General features: G+C 59.5%; 28 protein-coding genes. 23 read left to right on the forward strand and 5 right to left on the reverse strand.

Features of this window, described 5'->3' with window-relative positions; all coding sequences use genetic code 11:
• Positions 1-116: 116 nt before the first annotated feature.
• From EFD55_RS06385 to EFD55_RS33055, 3 genes are all read left to right on the forward strand, one after another.
• Complete coding sequence (locus EFD55_RS06385) at positions 117-299, forward strand: hypothetical protein (protein WP_125843777.1); 183 nt, start codon at positions 117-119, stop codon at positions 297-299.
• Positions 300-752: 453 nt separating this feature from the next.
• Entirely contained in the window at positions 753-1,190 is a 438-nt protein-coding gene (locus EFD55_RS06390) for a DUF4174 domain-containing protein (RefSeq protein ID WP_125843778.1), read from the forward strand.
• 46 nt (positions 1,191-1,236) lie between these two features.
• A complete protein-coding gene (locus tag EFD55_RS33055) occupies positions 1,237-1,398 on the forward strand; it encodes a hypothetical protein (protein ID WP_164737606.1) in 162 nt (53 codons plus the stop codon).
• Here the strand turns inward: EFD55_RS33055 and EFD55_RS06395 are convergent.
• Both EFD55_RS06395 and EFD55_RS06400 read right to left on the reverse strand, forming a co-directional pair.
• Positions 1,395-2,276: a LysR family transcriptional regulator gene (locus EFD55_RS06395; protein WP_125843779.1), complete on the reverse strand. Its 882-nt coding sequence runs from the start codon at positions 2,274-2,276 to the stop codon at positions 1,395-1,397. The two genes, EFD55_RS33055 and EFD55_RS06395, sit on opposite strands and share 4 nt — an antisense overlap.
• Positions 2,273-2,587, reverse strand: coding sequence for a putative quinol monooxygenase (locus tag EFD55_RS06400; RefSeq protein WP_125843780.1), 315 nt, complete (start codon positions 2,585-2,587; stop codon positions 2,273-2,275). Before EFD55_RS06400 ends, EFD55_RS06395 begins: the two co-directional genes overlap by 4 nt.
• Positions 2,588-2,709: 122 nt before the next feature.
• On the opposite strand from EFD55_RS06400, the gene EFD55_RS06405 reads away from it, so the two are divergent.
• The 8 genes from EFD55_RS06405 to EFD55_RS06440 all read left to right on the forward strand — a co-directional run bounded on the left by EFD55_RS06405 (position 2,710) and on the right by EFD55_RS06440 (position 11,484).
• Entirely contained in the window at positions 2,710-4,206 is a 1,497-nt protein-coding gene (locus EFD55_RS06405; RefSeq protein WP_125843781.1) for a CoA-acylating methylmalonate-semialdehyde dehydrogenase, read from the forward strand.
• A 251-nt stretch (positions 4,207-4,457) separates the two neighbouring features.
• Complete coding sequence (rirA, locus tag EFD55_RS06410; protein ID WP_125843782.1) at positions 4,458-4,940, forward strand: iron-responsive transcriptional regulator RirA; 483 nt, start codon at positions 4,458-4,460, stop codon at positions 4,938-4,940.
• 339 nt (positions 4,941-5,279) lie between these two features.
• The gene (locus EFD55_RS06415; RefSeq protein WP_125843783.1) at positions 5,280-6,875 is read left to right on the forward strand and encodes an ABC transporter substrate-binding protein; all 1,596 of its coding nucleotides are present in this window, start codon (positions 5,280-5,282) and stop codon (positions 6,873-6,875) included.
• Between the two features lie 87 nt (positions 6,876-6,962).
• Positions 6,963-7,967, forward strand: coding sequence for an ABC transporter permease subunit (locus tag EFD55_RS06420; protein WP_125843784.1), 1,005 nt, complete (start codon positions 6,963-6,965; stop codon positions 7,965-7,967).
• A gap of 9 nt (positions 7,968-7,976) precedes the next feature.
• Positions 7,977-8,867 (forward strand): ABC transporter permease subunit, encoded by an 891-nt coding sequence (locus tag EFD55_RS06425; RefSeq protein WP_125843785.1) that lies wholly within the window; start codon positions 7,977-7,979, stop codon positions 8,865-8,867.
• Complete coding sequence (locus tag EFD55_RS06430) at positions 8,867-9,883, forward strand: ABC transporter ATP-binding protein (protein ID WP_125843786.1); 1,017 nt, start codon at positions 8,867-8,869, stop codon at positions 9,881-9,883. The genes EFD55_RS06425 and EFD55_RS06430 overlap by 1 nt, the downstream gene beginning before the upstream one ends.
• Positions 9,880-10,833, forward strand: coding sequence for a peptide ABC transporter ATP-binding protein (locus tag EFD55_RS06435; RefSeq protein ID WP_125843787.1), 954 nt, complete (start codon positions 9,880-9,882; stop codon positions 10,831-10,833). Before EFD55_RS06430 ends, EFD55_RS06435 begins: the two co-directional genes overlap by 4 nt.
• Before the next feature lie 111 nt (positions 10,834-10,944).
• Complete coding sequence (locus tag EFD55_RS06440) at positions 10,945-11,484, forward strand: gluconokinase (RefSeq protein ID WP_125843788.1); 540 nt, start codon at positions 10,945-10,947, stop codon at positions 11,482-11,484.
• Here the strand turns inward: EFD55_RS06440 and EFD55_RS06445 are convergent.
• The 3 genes from EFD55_RS06445 to EFD55_RS06455 all read right to left on the reverse strand — a co-directional run bounded on the left by EFD55_RS06445 (position 11,474) and on the right by EFD55_RS06455 (position 14,347).
• Complete coding sequence (locus EFD55_RS06445) at positions 11,474-12,721, reverse strand: NAD(P)/FAD-dependent oxidoreductase (RefSeq protein WP_125843789.1); 1,248 nt, start codon at positions 12,719-12,721, stop codon at positions 11,474-11,476. The two genes, EFD55_RS06440 and EFD55_RS06445, sit on opposite strands and share 11 nt — an antisense overlap.
• Before the next feature lie 73 nt (positions 12,722-12,794).
• Complete coding sequence (locus EFD55_RS06450; RefSeq protein ID WP_125843790.1) at positions 12,795-13,298, reverse strand: isoprenylcysteine carboxyl methyltransferase family protein; 504 nt, start codon at positions 13,296-13,298, stop codon at positions 12,795-12,797.
• Positions 13,295-14,347 carry a type III polyketide synthase gene (locus EFD55_RS06455; protein ID WP_125843791.1) on the reverse strand — a complete coding sequence of 351 codons (1,053 nt, stop codon included), beginning with the start codon at positions 14,345-14,347 and terminating at the stop codon, positions 13,295-13,297. The genes EFD55_RS06450 and EFD55_RS06455 overlap by 4 nt, the downstream gene beginning before the upstream one ends.
• Before the next feature lie 171 nt (positions 14,348-14,518).
• On the opposite strand from EFD55_RS06455, the gene EFD55_RS06460 reads away from it, so the two are divergent.
• The 12 genes from EFD55_RS06460 to EFD55_RS06515 all read left to right on the forward strand — a co-directional run bounded on the left by EFD55_RS06460 (position 14,519) and on the right by EFD55_RS06515 (position 25,379).
• Complete coding sequence (locus EFD55_RS06460) at positions 14,519-15,055, forward strand: tetratricopeptide repeat protein (protein WP_125843792.1); 537 nt, start codon at positions 14,519-14,521, stop codon at positions 15,053-15,055.
• Positions 15,056-15,101: 46 nt separating this feature from the next.
• Complete coding sequence (locus EFD55_RS06465; protein WP_125843793.1) at positions 15,102-15,707, forward strand: RNA polymerase sigma factor; 606 nt, start codon at positions 15,102-15,104, stop codon at positions 15,705-15,707.
• Positions 15,704-16,507, forward strand: a complete 804-nt coding sequence (locus EFD55_RS06470) for an anti-sigma factor family protein (protein ID WP_125843794.1) — start codon at positions 15,704-15,706, stop codon at positions 16,505-16,507. The genes EFD55_RS06465 and EFD55_RS06470 overlap by 4 nt, the downstream gene beginning before the upstream one ends.
• 640 nt (positions 16,508-17,147) lie before the next feature.
• The gene (locus tag EFD55_RS06475; protein ID WP_125843795.1) at positions 17,148-18,122 is read left to right on the forward strand and encodes a glycosyltransferase family 2 protein; all 975 of its coding nucleotides are present in this window, start codon (positions 17,148-17,150) and stop codon (positions 18,120-18,122) included.
• On the forward strand, positions 18,109-18,780 hold the full coding sequence (locus EFD55_RS06480; RefSeq protein WP_125843796.1) for an acyltransferase: 672 nt from the start codon (positions 18,109-18,111) through the stop codon (positions 18,778-18,780). Before EFD55_RS06475 ends, EFD55_RS06480 begins: the two co-directional genes overlap by 14 nt.
• Position 18,781: 1 nt before the next feature.
• Positions 18,782-19,753: a hypothetical protein gene (locus EFD55_RS06485; protein ID WP_125843797.1), complete on the forward strand. Its 972-nt coding sequence runs from the start codon at positions 18,782-18,784 to the stop codon at positions 19,751-19,753.
• Between the two features lie 24 nt (positions 19,754-19,777).
• On the forward strand, positions 19,778-20,650 hold the full coding sequence (locus EFD55_RS06490) for a class I SAM-dependent methyltransferase (protein ID WP_125843798.1): 873 nt from the start codon (positions 19,778-19,780) through the stop codon (positions 20,648-20,650).
• Positions 20,647-21,516, forward strand: coding sequence for an ABC transporter permease (locus EFD55_RS06495; RefSeq protein ID WP_125843799.1), 870 nt, complete (start codon positions 20,647-20,649; stop codon positions 21,514-21,516). The genes EFD55_RS06490 and EFD55_RS06495 overlap by 4 nt, the downstream gene beginning before the upstream one ends.
• Entirely contained in the window at positions 21,513-22,880 is a 1,368-nt protein-coding gene (locus EFD55_RS06500; protein ID WP_125843800.1) for an ABC transporter ATP-binding protein, read from the forward strand. Before EFD55_RS06495 ends, EFD55_RS06500 begins: the two co-directional genes overlap by 4 nt.
• A complete protein-coding gene (locus tag EFD55_RS06505) occupies positions 22,877-23,617 on the forward strand; it encodes a methyltransferase domain-containing protein (RefSeq protein WP_125843801.1) in 741 nt (246 codons plus the stop codon). Before EFD55_RS06500 ends, EFD55_RS06505 begins: the two co-directional genes overlap by 4 nt.
• Positions 23,614-24,495, forward strand: coding sequence for a class I SAM-dependent methyltransferase (locus EFD55_RS06510; protein ID WP_164737607.1), 882 nt, complete (start codon positions 23,614-23,616; stop codon positions 24,493-24,495). The genes EFD55_RS06505 and EFD55_RS06510 overlap by 4 nt, the downstream gene beginning before the upstream one ends.
• Positions 24,495-25,379 carry a class I SAM-dependent methyltransferase gene (locus EFD55_RS06515; protein ID WP_245438332.1) on the forward strand — a complete coding sequence of 295 codons (885 nt, stop codon included), beginning with the start codon at positions 24,495-24,497 and terminating at the stop codon, positions 25,377-25,379. The genes EFD55_RS06510 and EFD55_RS06515 overlap by 1 nt, the downstream gene beginning before the upstream one ends.

Here is a 25,379-nt window from a genome sequence, read left to right on the forward strand (position 1 = left end):
TCCTGCAGCAGACCGTCCGACTCGAGAGCAGCGACAAGATCGTCTCGGAACGGCGCCAGCGCACGGTTAACCGCAGACGCGGCATTGATCTCTGAAGCCGATGAAGGAGACAAAGGGTGGTCATCGCTCGGCGGGAGGCCTCTTACGACGCTATCGTGCGCGCGGGGATGGCCAGTGAGATCGTGAACCAAGCCTTCGGCGGCGCCACCGCGCTGCAGTCCCGGCCCACCCGTGAACGGTCGGGCAAGGCGGAGTTGCTGGCACTGATGCGCGATAGACTGGCGCATTCCAAGCTGTAGTCATGCGATGATGGCGCCTATTTCAACGCCAGCCGAATACCCGATTTGGCTGTCCTTCCCATCGCGAAACGGCAAGATTGCTGAGCCTCCCATGCGGCACCCGACGATTTCCATACTGATTAAGGCGATGCCAGGAGTTCGGTCGATCCTGCGGCTTACCTGCGCCGCGCCCATGAGATGGAGACCACCAAGACGAGGTCGACGGGTCTTTCGCATCCCGAGAGCTTTCTCCGTGCGCGTAGGAGATCTCCACGCTCACGAAAGTCTCCATAGTGCCAAACGAAGGTTAATCATCAGGCACTGTGGCGAGCGTGCTAAGGCCGCAAGGTAAGATTGGCAATTGTACAAATCTCACTGATGATTTCGGGAAGCGAAACCAAAAGACGGTTCCCGACGTTTCGATGGAACCCATGCTGCGCCCGGACCGTTGTTCCTGCTGACGGGAGAATGAGCATGTCAAAAACCCTTCTCTATGGCGCGACCAAGATCGACGAGACCAACAGCGCCTATGCGCCGGCCGAAAGCCTTGCAGCCTACCAATGGAAGAACCGCGTCTTCATCCTTTTTGCCGACAAGGACAATGCCCGCGCCGCCCGCCAGGAAAATCAGCTGCTTGCCGACCGGGCCGGGCTCGATGAGCGCGACATCGTGGTGCTGAAGGTGTCGGGGGGCCATGTCCGGCTGCTCTTCGGCGCGGCTGGCAGTCTCGACGGTGAAGCGATCCGCCGTGACCTGGAGGCACCCGAGGAGGGCGAATTCGCTGCCTTTCTCCTCGGCAAGGACGGCACGGTCAAGCTGAAAGCCACCGAGCCGATCGCCAGCGGCGAGCTCTTCGCCATCATCGACAGCATGCCGATGCGCGCCGCCGAATCGTTGAAGCCCGACAAATAGCCCGGCGAACATCACTCATATTGAAAATCATGAAAGGGAGGCGGTCATGTCCGTGCCCAATGAACCCATTCCCGATCAGCCGCCGATGCCCGCACCGGGCTGGAAGCCGGTGCCGCCGATCAAGGAGCCGGAGCCGGACCGGCTTCCCGACGAGGCGCCGGTTCCAAATCCCGATGAGAACGACGAGCCGGCCAAGCACGTCTCCTAAAGGAAGATGTTCCGCTCCGCGCTGACAAGTTCCTGAAGAAAGTCGGCAACGCTCCGGACGCGCAGCAGGTCACGGGCCGTTTCATGATAGGTCGTCCAGTAAGCGCGCCGGATCGAAACATCAGGCAGGATGCGCTGGAGTTCGGGATATTGCCGGGCGATGTAGTCGTGCAGAATGCCGATGCCGGCACCTGATCGTACCGCCTCCGTCTGGCCGATCGCGGTCGAAATCTCGAAGCCTGCATCCCAGCTCCGCATCACTGCGCTGGAGAAATTCAGCGATGCGGTAAAGATCAGGTCTTCGACATAGCCGATGCGGCGATGCACCTTGAGCGCGTCGATATCGGCGGGTGCTCCCTGCGTAGCCAGATAATCGTGCGAGGCATAAAGGCCGAGCGTGTAATCGGTGAGCTTGGAGGAGACGAGCCGGCCCTGTTCGGGTCGCTCGAGCGTGATGGCGATATCGGCCTCGCGCTGCGACAGCGAAAACGAGCGCGGCACGGGCACGAGCTGGATCTTCAGTTCCGGATGGCGCTCGATCAGCCTGCCCATGCGAGGTGCAAGAAAGGAAACGCCGAAGCCGTCGGGCGCGCCGACGCGCACCGTTCCAGCAATTGCCGCATCGGTGTGGCCAAGATTGGCCTGAACGGCCAGCATTTCCGTTTCCATCCGTTCGGCTGAAGCAAGAAACACCTCGCCTTCCGCCGTCAGCTCGCAGCCGGTCGGCCGGCGGATGAGAAGGCGGGTCTTCAATGCCTCTTCGAGCGAAGTCAGGCGCCGCGAGAGCGTCGCGTGGTTGAGCCCCAGCCTTTTCGAGGCGGCAAGGATCTGCCCCGTACGGGCAACCGCCAGAAAGATGCGGACATCATCCCAGTTCATGATTTGGCGCGCATCATGATGGGATCGACGTCGATGAGCGTCAGTGACCTCACCATGCCGGCTGTCTCATTCTTATATTTGAGAAAATGCGGCGTTTTCAGATGCGCTTCGTAAGCTTCTCTGTTGGCATAGACCTCGAGGATACGAATGCTGCTTGGATTGTCCCTGAGGCTAATCGCATTCAGCGAGAGGACGCCTTCTTCCAGGGCGACCGATGCTTCGATCTCTTCGGCAAGAAGAACCCGATAGGCCTCGAGCATGCCTGGCTCGATTTCGAGTTCCGCCATTCTGACGACAAGGTTTCCGCTCATCGGTCATTGTCCCTTTTATCGGGTGACTTCAATTCACGCACAATGGTTGCTTATATCAGCGCATTGATTTGTGCAAATTGAAGTGCGATTGTGGGGCATCCCAAAAACAGGAGGAGCATCCCATGCGTGAGATCGGTCATTTCATCGGCGGCAAGCATGTTGCCGGCACCAGCGGCCGCGTGAGCAATGTCTACAATCCGGCGACCGGCGAAGTGCAGGCGACGGTGGCGCTTGCAAGTGTTGAGGAGTTGCGCGCCGCAGTCGAAAACGCCAAGGCCGCGCAGCCGAAATGGGCTGCCACCAATCCGCAGCGCCGCGCCCGCGTCTTCTTCAAGTTCGTCGAGCTCCTGAACACGCACATGGACGAGCTCGCCGAAATGCTCTCCAAGGAGCACGGCAAGACGATCGAGGACGCCAAGGGTGACGTCATCCGCGGCCTCGAAGTCTGCGAATTCGTCTGCGGCATCCCGCATCTCGCCAAGGGCGAGTTCACCGAGGGCGCGGGTCCGGCAATCGACATGTATTCGATCCGTCAGCCGGTCGGCATTGGCGCTGGCATCACGCCCTTCAACTTCCCCGGCATGATCCCGATGTGGATGTTTGCGCCGGCGATTGCGTGCGGCAACGCCTTCATCCTGAAGCCCTCCGAGCGCGATCCCTCTCTGCCGATCCGTCTTGCCGAGCTGATGATCGAGGCCGGCCTGCCGGCGGGCATCCTCAACGTCGTCAACGGTGACAAAGGCGCTGTCGACGCGATCCTCACCGATCCCGATATCGGCGCCGTCTCCTTCGTCGGCTCGACGCCGATTGCCCGCTACGTCTATGGCACAGCGGCAATGAACGGCAAGCGCGCCCAGTGCTTCGGCGGCGCCAAGAACCACATGATCATCATGCCGGATGCCGATATGGACCAGGCCGTCAACGCGCTGATGGGCGCAGGCTACGGTTCGGCCGGCGAGCGCTGCATGGCGATTTCCGTGGCCGTCCCTGTCGGCGAAGAGACCGCCAACCGTCTCGTCGAGAAGCTGACGCCGAAGATCGAATCGCTCCGCATCGGCCCGTACACCGACGACAAGGCCGACATGGGCCCGCTCGTCACCAAGGATGCCTATAACCGTGTTCGCGGCCTCATCGACCGCGGCATCGAGGAAGGCGCCAAGCTCGTCGTCGACGGCCGCGATTTCAAGCTTCAGGGTTATGAAGACGGCTATTTCGTCGGCGGTTGCCTGTTCGACCACGTCACGCCCGAGATGGATATCTACAAGACCGAGATCTTCGGGCCTGTCCTCTCCGTCGTTCGCGCCCAGAACTACGAGGACGCGCTGTCGCTGCCGATGAAGCACGAATACGGCAACGGCGTCGCGATCTACACCCGTGATGGCGATGCCGCCCGCGATTTCGCCTCGCGCGTCAATATCGGCATGATCGGCATCAACGTTCCGATCCCGGTTCCGCTGGCCTACCACTCTTTCGGCGGCTGGAAGGCATCGAGCTTCGGCGACCTCAACCAGCACGGCACGGATTCGATCAAGTTCTGGACGAAGACCAAGACCGTCACCGCCCGCTGGCCCTCCGGCATCAAGAGCGGCGCGGAATTCGTCATGCCGACGATGAAGTGATCTTCACGACACCACGATCCGCGATCTGTTATTCGGGGGCCTTTCGGCCCCCGATTTCTTGATTTTAAGCCGTTGATGTCAGCCCGCCTGCCTTTCAGCTGTGCTGCCGGTCTGCGATTGCCGTTTATGGCGCCGGATTAACGTCGCGGCAAATGGCCTCATAAGCTGAATGTGATTTTCATATTTTGGAATTGTTCAAAACTATCAAACAGCCTATATAGGTCTCAACAGGCACGAGTCAGGAGATTGGCATGCGGTTGACGAAGCAGACGAACTATGCGGTTCGCATGTTGATGTATTGTGCTGCCAATGAAGGGCACCTGAGCCGGATTCCGGAAATCGCCAAGGCCTATGGCGTTTCCGAGCTCTTTCTTTTCAAGATCCTTCAGCCGCTGAACAAGGCGGGTCTCGTCGAAACCCTCCGCGGTCGCAACGGCGGCGTGCGCTTGGGTAAACCGGCCGCCGAGATCACCCTTTTCGATGTCGTGCGCGTGACGGAAGACAGTTTCGCCATGGCCGAATGCTTCGAGGACGATGGCGTGGTCGAATGCCCGCTGGTCGACAGCTGCGGCTTGAATTCTGCCCTGCGCAAGGCGCTGAACGCCTTCTTCGCAGTGCTTTCGGAATATACCATCGACGACCTCGTCAAGGCTCGTCCGCAGATCAATTTCCTACTTGGACTGACCGGCGAGCAGCATTATCGCAAGCCTTCGGTCGTTGCCCCGGCCGCCTGATCAAAAGCGCAGTCCAGACTTCTCAAACCGCGGTTGCCCTGCAATCGCGGTTTTTGCTTTTGCTGGATTTCGCCGGCCTCCGAAATGCGGGGAATTGGCGGCTGCATGTCGTTCTGGGAGGTGCATTTATACCAAATGCGACAAAAATCCGGTTGTTTTTGTGCGAATATTTCCAAATAAGGCTGATTTTTGACTGAAAATTTCTAAAATTGTCCAGCTGGAAAAATTTTCTCCGTAGACCGTTGCTTTCAGTAGATAAATGTCGTTCCATCGACCGTCGATCGGGATGCCTATCTACGGTCTCCAAACATCAAAAAAGAACAACCGGGAAACAATATTATGAAAAAGATCTCTGTCCTCCTGGCAGCGACGGCCCTGATTTCCGTCATGGCGACGTCGGCCTGGTCCAAGACCCTTGTCTATTGCTCCGAGGGCTCGCCGGAAGGCTTCGACCCGAGCCTCTACACGGCAGGCACGACCTTCGACGCGTCGTCGCGTACGGTCTACAGCCGCCTCGTTGAATTCAAGCATGGCGGCACCGAGATCGAACCGGGTCTGGCCGACAGCTGGAGCGTTTCGGCTGATGGCAAGGAGTACACCTTCAAGCTTCATCCCGGCGTCAAGTTCCAGACCACCGACTTCTTCACGCCGACGCGTGATTTCAACGCCGACGACGTCATCTTCTCCTTCGAGCGCCAGCTCAAGGCTGACAATCCGTGGAACAAGTATGTCGAAGGCGGCTCCTACGAATATGCCGCCGGCATGGGCTTCCCCGAGCTGATCAAGTCGGTCGAGAAGGTCGATGACCTCACGGTCAAGTTTGTGCTCAATCATCCCGAAGCGCCGTTCCTCGCCGACCTCGCCATGGACTTCGCCTCGATCATCTCCAAGGAATATGCAGACAAGCTCGCCGCCGACGGCAAGATGGCGCAGATGAACCAGCAGCCGCTCGGCACCGGCCCGTTCACCTTCGTTGCCTACCAGCCGGATGCCGTCATCCGCTACAAGGCGAACGAGACCTATTTCAAGGGCAAGGAAAAGATCGACGACCTGGTTTTCGCCATCACCTCTGACGCCGCCGTCCGCGCGCAGAAGCTGAAGGCCGGCGAATGCCACCTCATTCCTTATCCGAATGCGGCTGACGTCGCCGAACTCAAGAAGGACACGAACCTGACCGTGCTCGAGCAGGCAGGTCTTAACGTCTCGTATCTCGCTTACAACACCTTGATTCCGCCCTTCGACAAGGCCGAAGTCCGCAAGGCGCTGAACATGGCGATCAACAAGCAGGCAATCGTCGATGCCGTCTTCCAGGGTGCCGCGGCCGTTGCCAAGAACCCGATCCCGCCGACCATGTGGTCCTATAACGATGCCGTCGTAGACGACAAGTACGATCCCGAAGCATCGAAGAAGATGCTGGCGGATGCCGGCGTCAAGGGTCTGAAGATGAAGATCTGGGCCATGCCGGTTTCGCGTCCGTACATGCTGAACGCGCGTCGCGCCGCAGAACTGATGCAGGCCGACTTGGCCAAGGTCGGTGTCGATGCGGAAATCGTCACGCATGAATGGGCCGAGTATCTGAAGCTTTCGTCCGACAAGAAGCGCGACGGTGCCGTCATTCTCGGCTGGACCGGCGACAACGGCGACCCGGACAACTTCATGGATACGTTGCTTGGCTGCGACGCTGTCGGCGGCAACAACCGCGCTCAGTGGTGCAACAAGGAATTCGACGATCTGATGACGAAGGCCAAGGAGACGGCCGACGTTGCCGAGCGCACGAAGGCTTATGAGCAGGCTCAGTTGATCTTCAAGAAGGAAGCGCCTTGGAATACGCTCGACCACTCGCTGGTCTTCGTTCCGATGAGCAAGAAGGTCTCGGGCTTCTTCATGGATCCGCTCGGAATTCACCGTTTCGACGGCGTGGACATTTCCGAATAATAAAAAATCTGTAAACTACCCGGTCAACGCCGGGTGCGGCCGGCGGTCAGGTTCCCCTGACCGCCGGAAACTATTGGAAAACCTGCCATGTTGCGTTTTTTCATCGGCCGCCTCGCGGTACTGATCCCGACATTCCTCGGCGTTTCACTGATAGCCTTCTCGTTCATCCGCCTGATCCCAGGCGACCCGGTCATGCTTTTGTCGGGTGAGCGTGTCATGGCGCCTGAACGTCACGCACAAATCATGCACGATCTCGGCTTCGACCGGCCCGTCTATGTGCAATATTTCGATTATCTCGTAAAAGTGCTGCACGGCGACCTCGGCACCTCGATCGTCACCAAGCGGCCTGTTCTCGGCGAGTTCTTCACATTGTTCCCGGCAACGCTGGAGCTTTCGCTCTGCGCCATCATCATCGCGGTCTGTCTTGGCGTGCCCGCAGGCGTCTTTGCGGCCGTCAAGCGTGGCACCTGGTTCGATCAGGGCGTGATGGGGGTTGCCCTCATCGGTTATTCCATGCCGATCTTCTGGTGGGGCTTGCTGCTTATCATCTTCTTCTCCGGCTATCTCGGCTGGACACCGGTTTCGGGCCGCATCTCGCTGATGTATTTCTTCAAGCCGGTCACCGGCTTCATGCTGATCGACAGTCTGCTGTCGGGCCAAAAAGGCGCCTTCGCCTCGGCGGTCAGCTACCTCATCCTGCCGACCATCGTGCTGGCGACCATTCCGCTGGCCGTCATCGCGCGCCAGACACGCTCGGCAATGCTCGAGGTTCTCGGCGAAGACTATGTCCGCACCGCCCGCTCCAAGGGTCTGAAGCCGCTGCGCGTCGTCGGCGTGCATGCGCTGCGCAATGCGATGATCCCCGTCATCACCACGATCGGCCTGCAGATCGGTGTTCTTCTTGCCGGCGCCATCCTCACCGAGACGATCTTCTCCTGGCCGGGCATCGGCAAGTGGATGGTCGATTCGGTATTCAAGCGAGACTACGCCGTGGTCCAGGGCGGACTTCTTCTGATCGCCGGCGTCATCATGATGGTCAACCTGATTGTTGATGTTCTCTACGGCTTCATCAATCCGCGTATTCGCCACTAGGAGCGGTCCATGAGCACGGTCACCGTCAAAACCGGCCAGCCATCCGCTCTTGCGGAGTTCTGGCATTACTTTTCCCGTAACAAGGGCGCCGTCATCGGCCTCGTCGTTTTCACAGTCATCCTTGTCGTCGCGGTCTTCGCGCCGCTCTTTGCACCGCATGCGCCGAACGAACAGAACCGTGCGGTGCTGCTCGCCGTGCCGGCCTGGATGGAGGGCGGCAGTGCTTCCTTTCCGCTCGGAACTGATGCAGTCGGCCGCGATATCCTCTCGCGGCTGATCTACGGCGCGCGGTTCTCGCTGTTTATCGGCGTCGTCGTCGTCACGCTTTCGGTCATTTCAGGCGTGCTGATCGGCCTCGTCGCCGGATATTTCCGCGGCAGGATCGATACGGCCATCATGCGTCTGATGGATATCATCCTGGCCTTCCCGTCGCTGCTTCTGGCGCTTGTGCTGGTTGCCGTGCTGGGGCCCGGCCTTACCAACGCGATGATTGCGATTTCACTGGTCAACCAGCCGCATTTCGTGCGGCTGACCCGCGCCTCTGTTATCTCCGAGCGCGAGAAGGAATATGTGATCGCCTCGCGCGTTGCCGGCGCCGGCACTCTGCGTTTGATGTTCAAGACGATCCTGCCGAACTGTCTCGGGCCGCTCATCGTCCAGGCGACGCTCGCCTTTTCGGCCGCGATCCTCGATGCCGCCGCCCTCGGCTTTCTCGGCATGGGCGCCCAACCGCCGACACCTGAATGGGGAACGATGCTTGCCGAGTCCCGCGAGTTCATCTCGCGCGCCTGGTGGGTTGTGACTTTTCCGGGTCTTGCCATCCTCATCACCGTTCTTGCCATCAACCTGATGGGCGACGGCCTGCGCGATGCGCTTGACCCCAAGCTGAAGAGGTCGTGATGCCACTTCTCGAAATTGAAAATCTGACAGTTGAATTCCAGACGTCATCCGGTCTCTTCCGCGCCGTCGACCGCGTATCGCTCACCTGCGACAAGGGCGAGATCCTCTCGGTCGTCGGTGAATCCGGCTCGGGCAAATCCGTTGCCATGCTGGCCCTGATGGGGCTTCTGCCCTGGACGGCGAAGATCACCGCCGACCGCATGCAGTTCGACGGTCAGGACCTGCGCGGCATCTCCGCCCGCCAGCGCCGCAGGATCGTCGGCAAGGACATGGCGATGATCTTCCAGGAGCCGATGTCGAGCCTCAACCCGTGCTTCACGGTCGGCTTCCAGCTCGGCGAGACGTTGCGCTTCCATATGGGCCTCAATCGGAAGGAGCGCCGCGAACGCTCGATCGAACTGCTGAATCTCGTCGGCATTCCGGCGCCGGAAGACCGCCTGTCGAACTTTCCGCATCAGATGTCAGGCGGCATGAGCCAGCGCGTCATGATCGCCATGGCGCTCGCCTGCAATCCGAAGCTTCTGATCGCCGACGAGCCGACGACGGCGCTCGACGTGACGATCCAGGCGCAGATTCTCGATCTGCTTGTCCGCCTGCAGAAGGAGCATGGCATGGCGCTGGTGCTGATCACCCATGACATGGGTGTCGTCGCCGAAACTGCCGAGCGCGTGCAGGTGCAATATGCCGGCCAGAAGGTCGAGGAGCAGCCGGTGAGGGCGCTGTTCCGCGATCCGCATCACCCCTATACGGCGGCTCTGCTTGCCGCCCTGCCGGAACGCGCCGAAGTCGGTCACCGTCTTCCCTCGATCGCTGGCGTCGTTCCCGGCCAGCACGGCCGCCCGACAGGCTGCCTGTTCGCGCCGCGTTGCGGCTACGCGACGATCGAATGCGATCGCGGCGTCGTCCGCCAGGGACCGGAGCTCGGGCTGGCGCTCTGCAACTATCCTTTGAAGGACGGCAAGCCGCTCGGACATCCCGGTGTCATGGCCGTTCAAACTGCAGGAGACCTGGTATGACGGGCGCTGTTCTCGAGGGCAGGGATCTCGCCCGCTTCTACACCGTAAATCGTGGGCTTTTCAAAGCCGACGCGACCGTTAAGGCGCTGAACGGTGTCAGCTTCAGCCTGCATTCCGGCAAGACGCTCGCCGTCGTCGGCGAATCCGGCTGCGGCAAGTCGACGCTCGCCCGCCTGGTCACGATGATCGAGGACCCGACCGCAGGCCAGTTGCTCATCGACGGCAAGCCCGCCCATGTCGGCGATCGCAGCCTGCGCAGCCAGGTGCAGATCGTCTTCCAGAACCCCTACGGCTCGCTCAACCCGCGCCAGAAGGTCGGCTCCATCCTCGAGGAGCCGCTGAAGATCAACACCGATCTCGACGCTGCCGCCCGACGCCGCAAGGTGGAGGAGATGATGGCCCGGGTCGGCCTGCGTCCGGAACATCACGGCCGCTATCCCCATATGTTCTCCGGCGGCCAGCGCCAGCGCATCGCCATCGCCCGCGCCCTGATGCTACGGCCGAAGGTGCTGGTGCTCGACGAACCGGTTTCGGCTCTCGACCTTTCGATCCAGGCGCAGGTGCTTAACCTGCTGATGGACCTGCAGAAGGAGATGGGCCTTGCCTATCTCTTCATCTCGCACGGCCTTTCCGTCGTTCATCACATAGCCGACGACGTGATGGTGATGTATCTCGGCCGCCCCGTCGAAACCGGTCCCGCCGCCGAGGTCTTCGCAAGGCCGCGCCACCCGTATACCGCAGCCTTGCTGTCGGCGACGCCGATCGCCGATCCCGAACGCGCGAAGAACCGCATCCGCCTGCAGGGCGAGCTGCCGTCGCCCCTGAAGCCGCCATCGGGCTGCCACTTCAATCCGCGTTGCTGGAAAGCGCAGGACTATTGTCGCCAGGTTTCTCCCGAACTAAGTGGAGAGGGCGCACAACAATATGCCTGCCACTTCCCGCTCGACTGAGCGGGAAACAGGAGCAATTCCAGGAAAAGTGTGGAGGGTTTTTCCCAGGCAAAGCGCGAAGCGCTTTTGCCGGGAATTGCGTAGACAAAAGGTTAGATGTGCGGAGGAAACATGCCGGATGAGCGGATGAACGAAGCCCATGCGATCATCGTCATGGGGGTGAGCGGCTGTGGCAAATCCTCGGTCGGCGAAAAGCTTGCCGAAGCTCTTCACCTGCAGTTCGTCGAAGGCGATGCGCTTCATCCGGCCTCCAATGTTGAGAAGATGTCGAAGGGCATTCCGCTAACCGATGAGGACCGGATGCCCTGGCTCGACCGCATCGGCGAAGACATGAAGGCCTCGCTGGAGAAAGGCAATGGCATCATCGTTTCCTGCTCGGCGCTGAAGCGCATCTATCGCGACAGGCTGAGAGCTGCTGCCGGCGGCAATCTTTTCTTCGTCTATCTGGAAGGCTCCAGGGCGCTGCTGACGCAGCGCATGGGCGAGCGCAAGGGGCATTTCATGCCGGTGTCGCTGCTCGAAAGCCAGCTGGCGACGCTTGAGGTGCCCACAGGCGAGCCGGGTGTCGTCACCGTCGATATCGACGACACGGTGGACGGCATCGCGGCGACCGCTCTCAAAGGTCTCGCTTCTCTAGGCGTCACGGGTTGAAACGCTGCGGCGCGTAGGCCGCGATATCGATGAACGGCGCTTCTCCGGTAATGAGTTCGGCAAGCACGCGGCCGGTTACCGGCCCGAGTGTGAGCCCGTGATGGGCATGGCCGAAGGCGAACCACAGGCCCTGATGGCGCGGCGCCTTGCCGATGATCGGCATCATATCGGGCGTGCAAGGACGCGCGCCCATCCAGGGCTCGGGATCGAGCCTTTTGCCGAGCGGGAAGATCGTGCGGGCCACGGCTTCGGCGCGATCGAGCTGAACCGGGGTCTTTGGTGCATTCAACGTCGCGAACTCCGCCCCTGTCGTCAGGCGAATGCCGCGGCTCATCGGCGCAAGGAGATAGCCTCGTTCGGCATCGAGCATCCAGTTGTTGAGCACGGCATTGCCTTCGGGCGCATAATGCATGTGATAGCCGCGCTTGACGCCGAGTGGGAAGGAATAGCCTAGCCGCCCGGTTGCGACGGCCGCCCAGGGACCGAGCGCGATCACCGCATCGCCGGCTTCGAGCGGACCTTCAGTCGTCATGATCTTCCAACCGGAGCCGAACTGGCCGAGCGAGGCCGCGTCACCCGTGACGAACCGGCCACCGAGACTTTCGAAATAGCGGCGATAGGCCGATGTCAGCGCATGCGGGTCGAGCACCGACCAGGGGTCGCGCCAGCGAATGCCGCCGGTGAAATCGCCGCTAAGATCAGGTTCGATGCGGGCGATATCGGCCGCAGTCAGGCTGTCATATTCCACGCCGAATTCGTTTCGCCAAAGCGCGGCTTCCCCGAGGGCCTCGTCCTGCCGGGCCTGTGTGCGGAAAAGTTTCATCCAGCCATCCCTACGGATCAGCGTTTCGGCATGCGACGCCTCGATCAGGTCCTTGTGTTCTGCAATCGAATTTTCGATCAGCGGCGCATAGGCTCGGGTGATGACCGCGTGGCGCCGCGGATTGGAGTTCCACCAGTAGCGGGCAAGGAAGGCAATCTGGCTTGGCAGCGTGCGCAGGTGATAATGCGCGTCGATGCGATTGTTGAGGGCATAGCGCAGCAGAAGGCCGAGCTGTTGGGGAAAACCGTAGGGGGCGACACCTTCGCGCTGGATCAGGCCGGCATTGCCGAAGGAGGTTTCGCTCCCCGGATCCTTGCGGTCGACCAGTGTCACCTGCTGGCCGCGCCGCTGAAGGTGGATGGCGGTGGAAACCCCGACGATGCCGGCGCCGAGCACGATTGCGTTCTTTGTCATTTCCCCTGAATTCCGCTCTGCTGTCAGGTGAAAATGCCCGTGCCGATACTGGCACGCAAACGAAAAATCTCATTCATTTCAAAATCATTGCGCTTTCCAGTGCGGCATTTTCGGCCTTCACCCTGATATAAAGGACGCAGGCGTTGAGAAGCGAAAAGACGACCGCGTAAAGCGGCAGGCCGAAGGCGAGGGGAAGCGCGGCGATCTCGCCGATGACGATCACATAGTTGGGATGCCGGAGAAGGCGATAGGGGCCTGATCTCACAAGCGGCGCGCCGGGCAGAATGATGATGCGCGTCGTCCAGCGGTCTTTCAGCGTTGCCAGCACCCAGAGCCGCAGCGCCTGCAGCCCCATGAACGCGACAAACCAGAAGAGCTCGACCGCTCTTCCAGGTGCCAGCAGCCACAGGCCGATGATCCAGCCTGCATGCAGCGCTACCATCAAGGGATAGTGCTCCGGCGCGACTTCTCTGGCGCCTCTGGCAAGAAGGGCGGCGGTGTTGCGCCGGGCGAGCATGAGTTCTCCCAGCCGCTGCAGCGTCACGAAAGAAAGGAGCGCGATCGACGGCCACATCATACCGGCCTCCGGAGCGTCACGCAGCTCGCCGAAAAGCCAGGTCCCATGGCGATCATCGCCGCACGTTCCGGCAATCCGGCGCGGATCACCCGCTCCAGCACGAAGAGGACGGTGGGCGAGGACATGTTGCCGTATTCGGCAAGCACGGCGCGTTCGTGATCCAAAGTACCCGGCACCAACGAAAGCGCGCTTTCCATCGCGGCCAGCACCTTCATGCCGCCAGGATGGCAGATGAAGCGGCCGATATCCTCTGTTTTCAGCCCGTTTCTCGCCAGAATGCCCGCCACCGCCGGGCCGAGCTCCTTTTCGGCGAAGGGTGGCAGCGATTGCGCCAGCACGATGCCGAACCCGCCGTCGTCGATTTTCCAGCCCATGATATCGAGCGTATCAGGAAAGAGATGCTCGCCGGTCGATTCCACTTGCGCCAGTCCATCACCCCCTGCGCGCAGGACGCAGGCGGCAGCGCCGTCGCCGAAAATCGCCGTGGCGATGATGTTCGGCCGCGTCAGTTCGTCCAGCCGGAAGGCCAGCGTGCAAAGCTCGACCGAAACGAACAGCACGACGGCCCCCGGCCGGCTGCGCGCCAGGCGCGAGGCGATCGCAAAGCCGGAGACACCGGCAGCGCAGCCGAGCCCGAAGACCGGCACGCGTTCGATATCGGCCCGGAAGCCTACTCGGCGGGCAAGCTGCGCATCAAGGCTCGGCGTCGTAAAGCCGGTGGACGAGACCGTAACGATACAGTCGACATCACTGGGCTTGAGCCCTGCCCGACGAAGTGCGGAGGTGGCAGTCTCGACGAACAGTCCGCCCGCCGCCTCCGCATAGGCCTCCATCCGATCCTGCCAGCCATGTGGCTCCTCGAACCAGGCAAGCGGCCGCGCGGCATGCCGTTTTTCGATGCCGGCGCTGTCGAAGACGCGGGCGAGATGCCGGAAGTCCTCGAACCGATTGGCAAATAGCCTGGCCGAGGCTTCCGCGGCCTGACTTTGGGTAATGACGTGTTCGGGCGTGGCGACGGCGAGGCTGACGAGTCTTACGGTATCGGTCACTGAATTCTCCTTGTCGTTCCCGGCGCAACGACTGAGAACACGTCGTGTCGATAATTTATTCGATCTGGTTTGCTTCACGAAGCTGTGATCGAGAAGATGAAAAGGTCGCCGAATAAAGCTCGATGCAGCGGTGTTCTCTTCTCGCAACGTCACTTCTAGAGGAGTTTTCCCATGACGCTCACGACAGTCCGTATCGCTTCCATCCTTCTCGGCGGTTGCCTTGCCGCTTCCGTTTTCTCTGCCCCGGTCTTTGCGATCGGCGATAACAATAGCACCATGCCGACCTGCAAGAAGGGCGAGATCTACGATCAGAAGACCAAGAAATGCGTCAAGCAGCAGAGCGCCAACGTCTCCGACGAGAACCGCACCGACTATGCCTATTCGCTGGCCAAGGGCGGCCGCTATGAAGAGGCGCTTGCCATGCTCGACACGGTCAAGGACCAGAACACGGCCGAAGTGCTGAACTATCGCGGTTACGCCACCCGCAAGCTCGGCCGCACCGACGAAGGCATTTCCTATTACCTCAAGTCGGTGAAGATGGATCCGCAATACGCCAAGGTCCGTGAATATCTCGGCGAAGCCTATGTCATCAAGGGCCAGCTCGATCTCGCCAAGGACCAGTTGAACACGATCAAGGCGATCTGCGGCACGAGCTGCGAGGAATATCAGGACCTCAACGCTGCGATCCTCGACCCGTCGAAGATCTGATCGACGGAGCGGGCGGGAAGACGGAACCAGGGAAAGGCATATCCGAATGTCGGTCGCGCGCACCACATTTCCTGCCTATAGTCACGCAACGATGGAATCGCCGGTTCGCCCGGCGGTTCCGAAGGATGCAAGACTGGCGGAGGCGGCCATCGCGAGCGAAGCGGATATCAGAAGCGGCCTGACGGAAAATCTGGCGCGGCTCTGGCGTTATGGTCTCGTTCTCTCGCATCAGCGCGATGTTGCCGACGACCTCGTGCAGGCGACCTGCCTTCGCGCGCTGGAGCGCGCCGATCAATTCATGCCCGGCACGCGGCTCGATCGCTGGCTGTTTTCGATCCTGCATTCGATCTGGCTGAACGAGATCCGCGCGCGGCGTGTCCGCCGGGGCCAAGGGTTCGTCGATGCCGGGGATGCGCTGACCTTCGACGGCGCCCACAATACCGAAACGCATGTGATGGCGGGTCAGGTTCTGAGACAGGTGAATGCGCTGCCCGAGGCGCAAAGGACAGCGGTTTTCCTCGCCTATGTGGAAGGACTTTCCTATCGCGAGGTTGCAGGCATACTGGATATTCCGATCGGAACCGTCATGAGCCGGCTGGCGGCAGCCCGCGCAAAGCTCTCCGGCGCCGGACCGGAAGGGGGAAGGCAATGAACACGAAACACACCATTCCCTCCGACGAGGACCTGACCGCCTTCATCGACGGCGAACTGCCGGCAGAAGAAGCCGCGCGCATCGAAGCGCTCGTCAGCAAAGACGAAAGCGTCGCCGAACGGCTGGACTTCCTGGCGCGCGCCAACCTTCCGTTCGAGCAAGCCTTCGCCCCGCTGCTGTCCGAAGCACCGCGCGAGAAACTGGAGAGGATGCTCGCCGCCATCCCCGCGCAGAACAGCACAAGCTCCGCTTCCGCACCACCCATCGCCACCCGCCGCCGCTTTCTCGGCGCGCTTGCCGCCTCGCTTGTCGCAGGCATCGCCATCGACCGCGCTGTCATCGGTATCGGCAGAGGCTTTTCGGCAAAGGACGAAAACAGCGAATGGCGTGCCGTGGTCGCTGAATATATCTCGCTCTACACTCCAGAAACGCTCACTGGCCCCGTCCCTGCGAGGGAAGTACAGGTCGCCCAACTCGCCAGCCTAAACGAAAAACTCGGCCTGTCGCTCTCCCTTGAAGCCGTCTTGCTTCCCGGCATCGATTTCAAACGCGCTTTGCTCCTGCAATATGACGGCAAGCCGCTCGCCCAGATCGCCTACCTCGACCCCGAAACCGGCCCGATGGCGCTATGTATCGTGATGTCTGACGCCGGCCGCAAACCGCCCGATCTTGAAAACCGCAAGGGTATGAATGTGGTTTACTGGTCGAACGCGATGCATGCCTTCATGCTGATCGGGCATGCGGCGGCGGATAAGATGATGGCAATCGCGGATGGTGTGCGGGAGAGGAGTGCGGTGTAAGTTTTAATCGCCGGAAGCACCCCTACATGGGATATCTGAAGGCGTAACGCTCGTAATCGGGTAACGGCGCCTTGAAAAGCACGACCAAACGACGGCCGAAGCCCGGATGAGAGTTCTCCATTTCTTCAAGACGTACTGGCCGGATACTTTCGGCGGCGTGGAATACCATGCCACCCCGCCACGGCAAGCCGGCCCACTTGACCGTCCTTCCTTCGTCCGCCCTAATGGACCGGACTCTAACCCATCCCCGGGGGAAATACTAAGTTGCAGATCACGTGGACACGTGGTCTTGAGCAGGAAGGCCTGTCCTGCGGGAAGCGCAATTGTCGCTTTATCCCATGGTTGTGGATGCAGAGCAATTCGCTTGCAAAGCCACTTTTTGCGAATTATGGCTTCTCTCGAACTGGGTGCTGCGGGACGATATGCGATCGCTTCCGGGCGGTAGGTACATGGAATGTGCGCGTCGAGTCGGAATCGAGTTCCGAAAAATATAATGCCGGCGCTTTTAGGCCGAAGCGATCCTGGAGCGTGCTATATATCGCGAAAGGAGATGTTTTCCTTAGGCAACGGGGTAGCAGAATTGATGGGTCGGATTTTGACTCGGAGTGGTCGAAGCGAAGGTTTTGTGGGGTAGTAATCGATGACCGGCAAGACACCCGTCGCTTTTTTCGCATATAATCGCCCGGAACATACGGAGCGGGCGCTGCTCGCTCTTTCGAAATCACGACGCCTTCAGGACTGCGATTTCTATTTTTTCTCCGATGCAGCCAAGACTGAGAGCGCGCGCGCAAAGGTGGCTGAAACGCGTGAAATTCTGAGTCGCTGGGCACAGACGTTGAACGCGACGGTGGTTGAACGTGAGGCGAATATCGGTCTTGCCCGTTCGATTTCAGGCGGCGTCAGCGAACTGTGTTCACGCTACGGCCGTGCGGTCGTCGTCGAGGATGATCTAGTTGTCAGTCCTGATTTTTTGCACTTTATGATTGCATCGCTTGATCGTTATGAAAACGAGCCGGGAGTGGTTCAGGTGGGTGGTTTCACGATCAGTCCGCCGAAAGGTCCAGTCGAGGATGCATTCCTTCTGCCCGTAACGACGACGTGGGGTTGGGCCACATGGCAGCGAGCCTGGAAGGATTTCAATCTCGACGTTCCCGATCTGGACGCCGCGCGCCAAGATCGCGAATGGATGAGCCTCTTCAATTTCGACGGTAGCTCCGCCTATACTTCGATGCTAGAAGACCGAATTGCCGGGCGCAACGATTCCTGGGGGATCCTTTGGTGGTATACTACATCGCGCAAGCGGGGGCTTGTCGTCTATCCGTCAAACAGCCTGGTCTGGAACGGTGGCTTCGACGGAACTGGTGTACATTGCGGTAGCGACGATTTCCTCAAGCAGGGGGATGCTACGCTTTACATCGGCTCTGCACTGCCGGAGCACGTCTCTTTTCCGGCGCAGACGGTTGTCAATGAACGCCATTTCGCGCAACTCAAGGATTTCTTCCGTGGGAGGCAGAGGCCGGTCGCGCAGTCCGGCTCACCGGGATCAGGGGTGATCGCGTCTCTGAAGATATTCGCCCGCAGGGCCAACCAGAAGCTGCGTAATGCGTTTTCTTGAAAGACTGAGATACCGGGCATTCGCTTGGCTGGCGCATGAACTCGATCGTGAGCGAAAGCGGGTTCATGGCGCAGATGCCTGCGTATTGGGCGCCGGTTCGGCGCTTATGCCCGAATCGGAAGTCAACAATTTTTCGGGCGGCCCGGAGAAAATCAATATCGGGCGCAACTCCTACGTGCGTGGCCGGCTCCTAACCTATGGTCACGGGGGTGAGGTCAGCATCGGCGATTGGTGCTATATCGGCATCAGGACAGAGATCTGGTCGATGGAGCGGGTCATTATCGGCAACCGTGTGCTAATCGCCCATGACGTGAACATTCATGACGGCACGGCGCATTCCGCCGATATGGACGAGCGCCACGCCCACTTTCGTCACATCATCGAGAAAGGCCATCCTGTAACCGCTGCGGACATGCCTGGCGTCTTCTCGGCGCCTGTCATCATCGAAGACGATGTATGGATCAGTTTCGGCGTGACGATCCTGCGCGGCGTGCGCATTGGGCGCGGCAGCGTCATTGCGGCCGGCTCCATCGTTACCAGCGACGTACCCCCGGGTATGGTCTATCGCAATAAGGTGATCCCTGTTATCGAACCGCTGGCGGGCGGGTCAACGACAGATAAGACGTCTGCCCTGACCGCCCAAGGCAAAGAGGAATAACGTGTCTCTCCTGAATAAGCTCACCCGCATGATCGCCACGCCCGTATCCCAACATATAGAGGGCGTGGTCGCGCGCGGGTTGTCGAATACCCGGCAGCAGATCGACGATCTGATGATCCTCCAAGGCAGGGCGCTGGCGTTGCAGAATTCCGAACGGGCGCCGCTTGCGCGCCTTCAGGATGCGGAATTCAAAGTGTTTTCGCAGTTCGGCGAGGACGGCATACTTCAATACCTGATCCGCGAGACCGGAATCACGCGCAGAGAGACAAGCTTCGTCGAGTTCGGCGTTCAGAACTACTCCGAATCCAGCACACGCTTCTTGCTGATGAACGATCATTGGCGCGGTCTGATCATCGACGGCAGCAAGGAATATATGGATTTCGTCCGAAATCAGGACCTTTACTGGCGTCATGACCTGACGGCAGTGGATGCCTGGATCGACCGGGACAACATTAACCAGCTCATAGGCGATGCGGGATTTGATGGCGATGTCGGCATTCTCAGCGTAGATATCGATGGAAACGATTACTGGGTCTGGGAAAAGATTGACATCTGCAATCCGGTCATCGTCATTGTCGAGTGGAACAGCGTTTTCGGCCCCGACTATGCAATTTCCGTTCCCTACGACCGGGCTTTCCAGCGCGAGAAGGCGCATTACTCGAACCTGTTCTGGGGCGCCTCGATAAGGGCGTTCGAACATCTCGCTTCCAAGAAGGGCTATGCACTGGTCGGGTCCAATACTGCCGCCAACAACTTGTTCTTCGTGCGAAGAGACCGTCTCGGCCGCCTCAGCGCGTTGACGGCGGCTGAAGCCTACATCGACTCGCGGTTCCGGGATTCGCGCGATGAATCTGGAAAGCTGAATTTCCTGGGCGGCGAAAAGCGGCGGATGGAGATTCTCGATGTGCCGGTTATGGATGTCATCACCGGCGCAAACACCACGCTACGAGCGCTGGACGCCGCCGGCAAGTAACGATCGAAGATCGGGAGCGATAGAATGGCACTGATGAGCTGGGAAGAGTCGGTACAATGGCTGCGCGATCAAAAGGATCAGCAGCCCCTGGTGCGTGCCTGCTACTTCGACGATCCGCTGCAGGATGCAGCCGAGCGATTCTGGGAAAGTGCGGAATGGAAGGCGATCGCCGCTCTTCTTCCGACACCTGGCGGGACTGCGCTCGATCTTGGCGCAGGCCGCGGCATCAGCAGCTATGCCATGGCGCGCGACGGTTGGGACGTGACGGCTCTCGAACCCGACCCCAGCATGCTGGTCGGTGCCGGTGCCATCCATTCCCTTTCGGCAAGCAGCGGACTGACGATCAAAGTCGCCGGCGACTATTCCGAGAAGCTGCCCTTTGCCGACAACACCTTCGATGTAGTCAATGCCCGCCAGGTGCTGCACCATGCGCGAGATCTGCCGCAGACCTGCCGCGAGGTCTTCCGTGTCCTGAAGCCGGGCGGCGTGATGATCGCAACGCGCGAGCATGTGCTCAGCCGCCGCGAGGATCTGCAGGCCTTCCTCGATGCACACACGCTCCACAAGTTCTATGGCGGCGAAAACGCCTTCCTGCTTCAGGAATATCTGTCGGCAATGACCGGTGCCGGATTACATCTCGACAAGGTGCTCGCGCCGCTGGACTCGCCGATTAATTATTTCCCGATGACGCCGGAACAGTGCTTCGTCCATTGCACCCGGCCTGCTGCCGCCATCATTGGTCGGTCGCTGACCGACATCATCTTCAACCGCAAGCATTTCCTCGGCCGGATGCTGCTGAAGCGTCTGATCGCGGCCCTGAATGCGCGCGATCAGACGCCGGGGCGTCTCTACTCCTTCTTGGCGGTCAAGCCCGCCGTTGCAGGCGAGCGCCAATGACAGTGGGCCCCGCAAGCAAGTCAGCAAAGATCGTGCGAACCTATGAAGCCGCCGGCGACGTCTTGGGACCGATCGGTTCCATCGTTTTGGCCGCTCGTGAGCTTTCATGGTCGCGGCACGTTCTGTGGCACCTTTTCAAGCGCGATTTCGTCGCCGGCTTCCGCCAGAAGCTGCTCGGCTATCTCTGGATCGTGCTCGTGCCGCTGCTCGGCATTGCCAGCTTCGTCTTTATGCAGCTCACAGGCATCCTGAACCCTGGCGACACAGAAATTCCCTATCCGATCTACGTCTATGTCGGTACGACGGTCTGGGGCATCTTCGTCACGGCGCTGTCCGTCGTCGCGAACGGACTGATCGCCAACAGCGATCTTGTCATGCGCACCAATATCCCGAAAATCGGCCTTGCCGTCACGGGCCTCGCATCGCTTTGCTACAATCTCTTCGTCAATGTCATCGTGCTTATTTTGCTGCTGTTCGTCTTCGGTCGATTGCCGTCGATCTGGGTCGTTCTCTATCCCGTGACCGTTCTGCCTATCTTAGCGCTCGGCGTAGGTATCGGTCTGATGCTCTCGGTTGTTGGCGCCGTGGCGCGCGATGTGACCGGCATGTTCGTGACATTGATCAACCTGGTCATGTATGTGACTCCGGTCGTATACACAGCCCAGTTTGCCAACCCAGCTCTTCAGCAAGTCGTCTTCTGGAATCCATTAACCTATCTGGTTGACGCGCCGCGCACTATCATAGTGCTCGGTGCTGTTTCCCACTGGCCTGGCTATCTTGCTGCCACGCTGTTTTCGGGCATCGTGCTGTGGATTGGCGTCCACGCTTTCTATCTGATCAAGGACAAGGTAACCGAGCGGCTATGAGCGATAACTGGGCGATCCGCGCTCAAGGTGTCTCGAAGAAGTTCGGGCTCACTCTGCGGCAATCTATGAAATATGGACTTCGCGATTCGGTCCGTAAACTCGCGGGTCGTTCGAGCACAACGGATGTCCTCCGAGAAGGCGAGTTCTGGGCCGTCAACGATGTCAGCTTCCAACTTAATGGTGGCGAAGCCCTCGGTATCATGGGCGTAAACGGCTGCGGCAAGACCACACTCCTGCGCATCCTGAACGGCGTATATGCGCCCGACAAGGGACGTATCCAAATCCGCGGTCGCGTCGGCGCGCTGATCGCTGCCGGTGCGGGCTTCGCGCCGATGCTGACAGGACGTGAAAACGTCTACGTTAACGGTGCGCTGCTCGGTCTATCGACCCGGGAGATCGATGGTCTGATGGATGAGATCATCGCCTTTTCTGAACTGGATCATTTCATCGATCTACCCGTTCGCAACTATTCCAGCGGCATGTATGTTCGGCTTGGCTTTGCGATCGCGGCGCTCAGCCGTCCCGACGTGCTGCTAATGGACGAAGTGCTGGCTGTCGGCGACCTGAATTTTCAAAAGAAGTGCTTTGACCATATTCTTCAACTGAAGCGCCAGGGAGCGGCCATCATTCTAGTGTCTCACTCGCCAGGTGCAATCTGGTCGGTCTGCGATCGCGGCTTGTTCATGAATCGCGGCTCAGTTTTGGTCGATGGCCCCGCGGAAGAGACAATTCGTGCCTATGACGACCAAAACTCCCGAAATGCCGCGATTGCTTCCAGCCAGTTCGAACGCGCAGTTTCAGCTCATTATAAAGACACTTTAGATAAAGAGGAAAGCAAGGCCGAGTATGGTCACAGCAAAGGCGGTACCGGGGATGTTGTCTGCACGTCTGTAACGATCAATGGCGAATCCGGACCCAGGATCGGCGGTGAATTTCAGTTCAAAGAAAGTATCGAGATCGTTGCCGAGATCGAGGTGAAGGAACCGCAAGAGAACTTACTTTTCCGCTATACTATCGACGCCGTTCACTACAGATTTATTGCGACGTTGGACAACTACGAACAGGGGCTGGCCTTGCCGAAAGTCATGCCTGGCCACTACGTGTTGAAGGTTCGTGTTCAGGCTCCGAATTTCAGGCCGGGCGCTTATGTGGCCAACATCGGGATTACGCGCAAGGAGGTTGGCGTGCATCTTTTCTATTGGTTCGGAGCGGCAAGGTTCGTAGTCCTCCACCCTCGGGACCTGTTTCTATATGCCGATAGTAACGCGGTCATGCATCTGAACAGTACGTTCGAACTCAAACCCAGTCCTCATGCTCTGCCGGAAATCGCGAATGTCATTGTGGACGGAAGGAGCCAGGCATGACCGTTTTTTTCAAGAAAACAGCAGAGCAGCGCGGCGTCTTTACGATGACGTCGGATGAGATTCAGAAAATCGCTCCCCCGGCGCTCCCACTTAGCTTCCTCTCGGAATTCATGGCGGATGGGCGCACCCCGGCGCGCGCCATGACTGATGAGGCCATGCTCAAGTTTTTGCCTGCTCTCGCTGGAACCGGGGCGATCCTGGAACTCGGAGCAGGCAGCGATTACTACAAGAAATTCATGTCTTCGGACCAGCCGTATGTGACCAGCAACGTGGTCCCCGGCTTCGACATGGTTTTGGACATGACGAAGATCGATCTGCCCGACGGTTCCGTTGACGCACTTGTTTCTGTATTTGCGCTAGAGCATTTGTTCGACTTCGATGCTGCATTCAAGGAACAATATCGCGTTCTCACGCCTGGAGGCCGCCTACTTCTGGTCGTACCTTTCATGTATTACTATCACGCCGCCCCGGATGATTTTTTCAGGTTTTCGTCGTCCGCCCTTGACAAGCTGCTTTCGCCTTTCAAGGTTCTGTCGCGCCAATCCATTGGTGGGCGCTGGTTGATTTTCGCCGAGTTTTTGCACGAGAAGAAGGCAATGGGGTCGAAGCTGGGCTACTTCGCTCGTGTCGCGCTGCGATGCCTTGCATTGCCCTTCCTTGCGAAAGGTTTGAAGGAAAACGATCCGAGATATGCTTTGGCGTTTGTCTATCTATGCGAAAAGGAAAGAGCAGGTTGAGTATTGGAGGAATTCGCAAAACGGGCGCGGAACTGCTCCGACGGGTTGCCGAACGCCTCTATCCGGCGACGAGCGAAGGTGACATGCGCGGCAACGCGCCCTATTCTGCCGACGGATGGGATCATATCCCGCAAGGTCAATACGATTATGTGCCAAAGGGCATGTACGTCTATGGTCCGGTCGACCGGTTCCTGCTGGTTCCGAAGAATCGCTATCGCGCCGTGCTACTTCCCGACCAGACGCGTAGCGCCGACCTAGGGGTCGGCTGGCTGACGGAGGACAACTCTGCAGAGGGTTACGACCTCTTGTGGGGTGACAGCTCCAATCTCGCTGCATTCAAGGCCGAAGCTGGCCATGCACGCGACAAGCTGACAACGGAGATCGTGGACCTTATCGAGGTGCATCTCCCGAATAGCGGAAGCGTCTGCGACGTTGGCTGCGGGGTCGGAGATTTGCTTCGCGAAGTGCGTCGGCGTCGTCCGGCCCTCGCCGTTTCCGGCCTCGATTTTTCGGGAAAAGCGGTCGAAGGCGCGGCTCGAGCGATGCCTGACGGTGCGTTCCAGCAGTTCGTGATCCACCAGAACCTGCCTTACGAGACGGCATCCTTCGATCTGGTCCTGTGCACGGATGTGCTCGAGCATCTGGAGTATCCGAAGCGGGTCGCCGCCGAACTCGTACGCATCTGCCGTCCCGGCGGCACGGTGGCGATCGTTGTGCCTGACGGCACGGGGGACCAGTTCCTCGGCCACAACTGGTTCTGGAGCAAGGAGAGCTTCGCTGACATGCTTGCCGAGTTTGGTGCCAGGGTCTCGACGCTGCCTGTCACGAAAGAATTAATGGCGGTCATATCCCGCCCGCACGAAACTGGGACACAGTGATGCTGACACGCATAGTCAACCGTCTCGAGCGCCGCAAGCGCGAGAAGTTCGAAGCTTGGATGAGAGCGCGCTCGCAGTCCTCCAAGACCGCCGGCGCTGACGACGTGCGCTGGCTGCTTCCCATTGTCAAGGAACTGGTGAGGTCGAGTGGGATAGAAGATGATGCGGATCTGCGTCACTCGGCGCAGGAGCTACTGTTGACTCAGTTGCCAAAAGAGGCCTGGATGCTGGCTCCGGGACTTGAAAAACGCGCTGAACCAGTACGCAGCACTTGGACCTATCAGAACGAGGTGATGAAGTGGGACATCGCAGAGACTGATCTTGTGCTGGATGTCGGATCCGGAGGATATCCTTTCCAGCGCGCCAATCATCTCGCCGATAAGTTCCCCGAGGAAACGACGCATCGCGTTGAACCCATGGTTCTCGATGGCCGTACGTTTTTCGAGGTCGATATCGAGAGGCTGCCCTTCGAAGACGGTGCCTACGACTTCGTATTCTGCTCGCACGTGATGGAGCACCTCGACAATCCAGGCCAAGCGATGCGCGAACTGTCGCGCGTCGGCAAGCGGGGCTATCTGGAAGTGCCCACGCGTCTTTCGGATGTGATGTTTAATTTCACCCGGCTGCAGGATCATCATCGCTGGCACAGCATTAGGCTTGGAAATACGCTCTGCCTGATAGAATGGAACGAAAGCGAGCGCCGTGAACTCGGAAACGAGTTCTTCGAAGCGCTTCAAAGCGCCTATACTAACCCGTTCCAGGATTTCTTCGAGCGCAACCGCGACCTGTTCTTCACCTCCTTCCACTGGGAGCGCCAGATCGACTTCCTGGTGATCGGCAAAAACGGGGAGATTCTCGATTCCTCTTCCGGTATCGGCAAGTGA

It is taken from the genome of Rhizobium pisi (assembly GCF_003938655.1).
GTDB classification, from domain to species: Bacteria; Pseudomonadota; Alphaproteobacteria; order Rhizobiales; family Rhizobiaceae; genus Rhizobium; species Rhizobium pisi.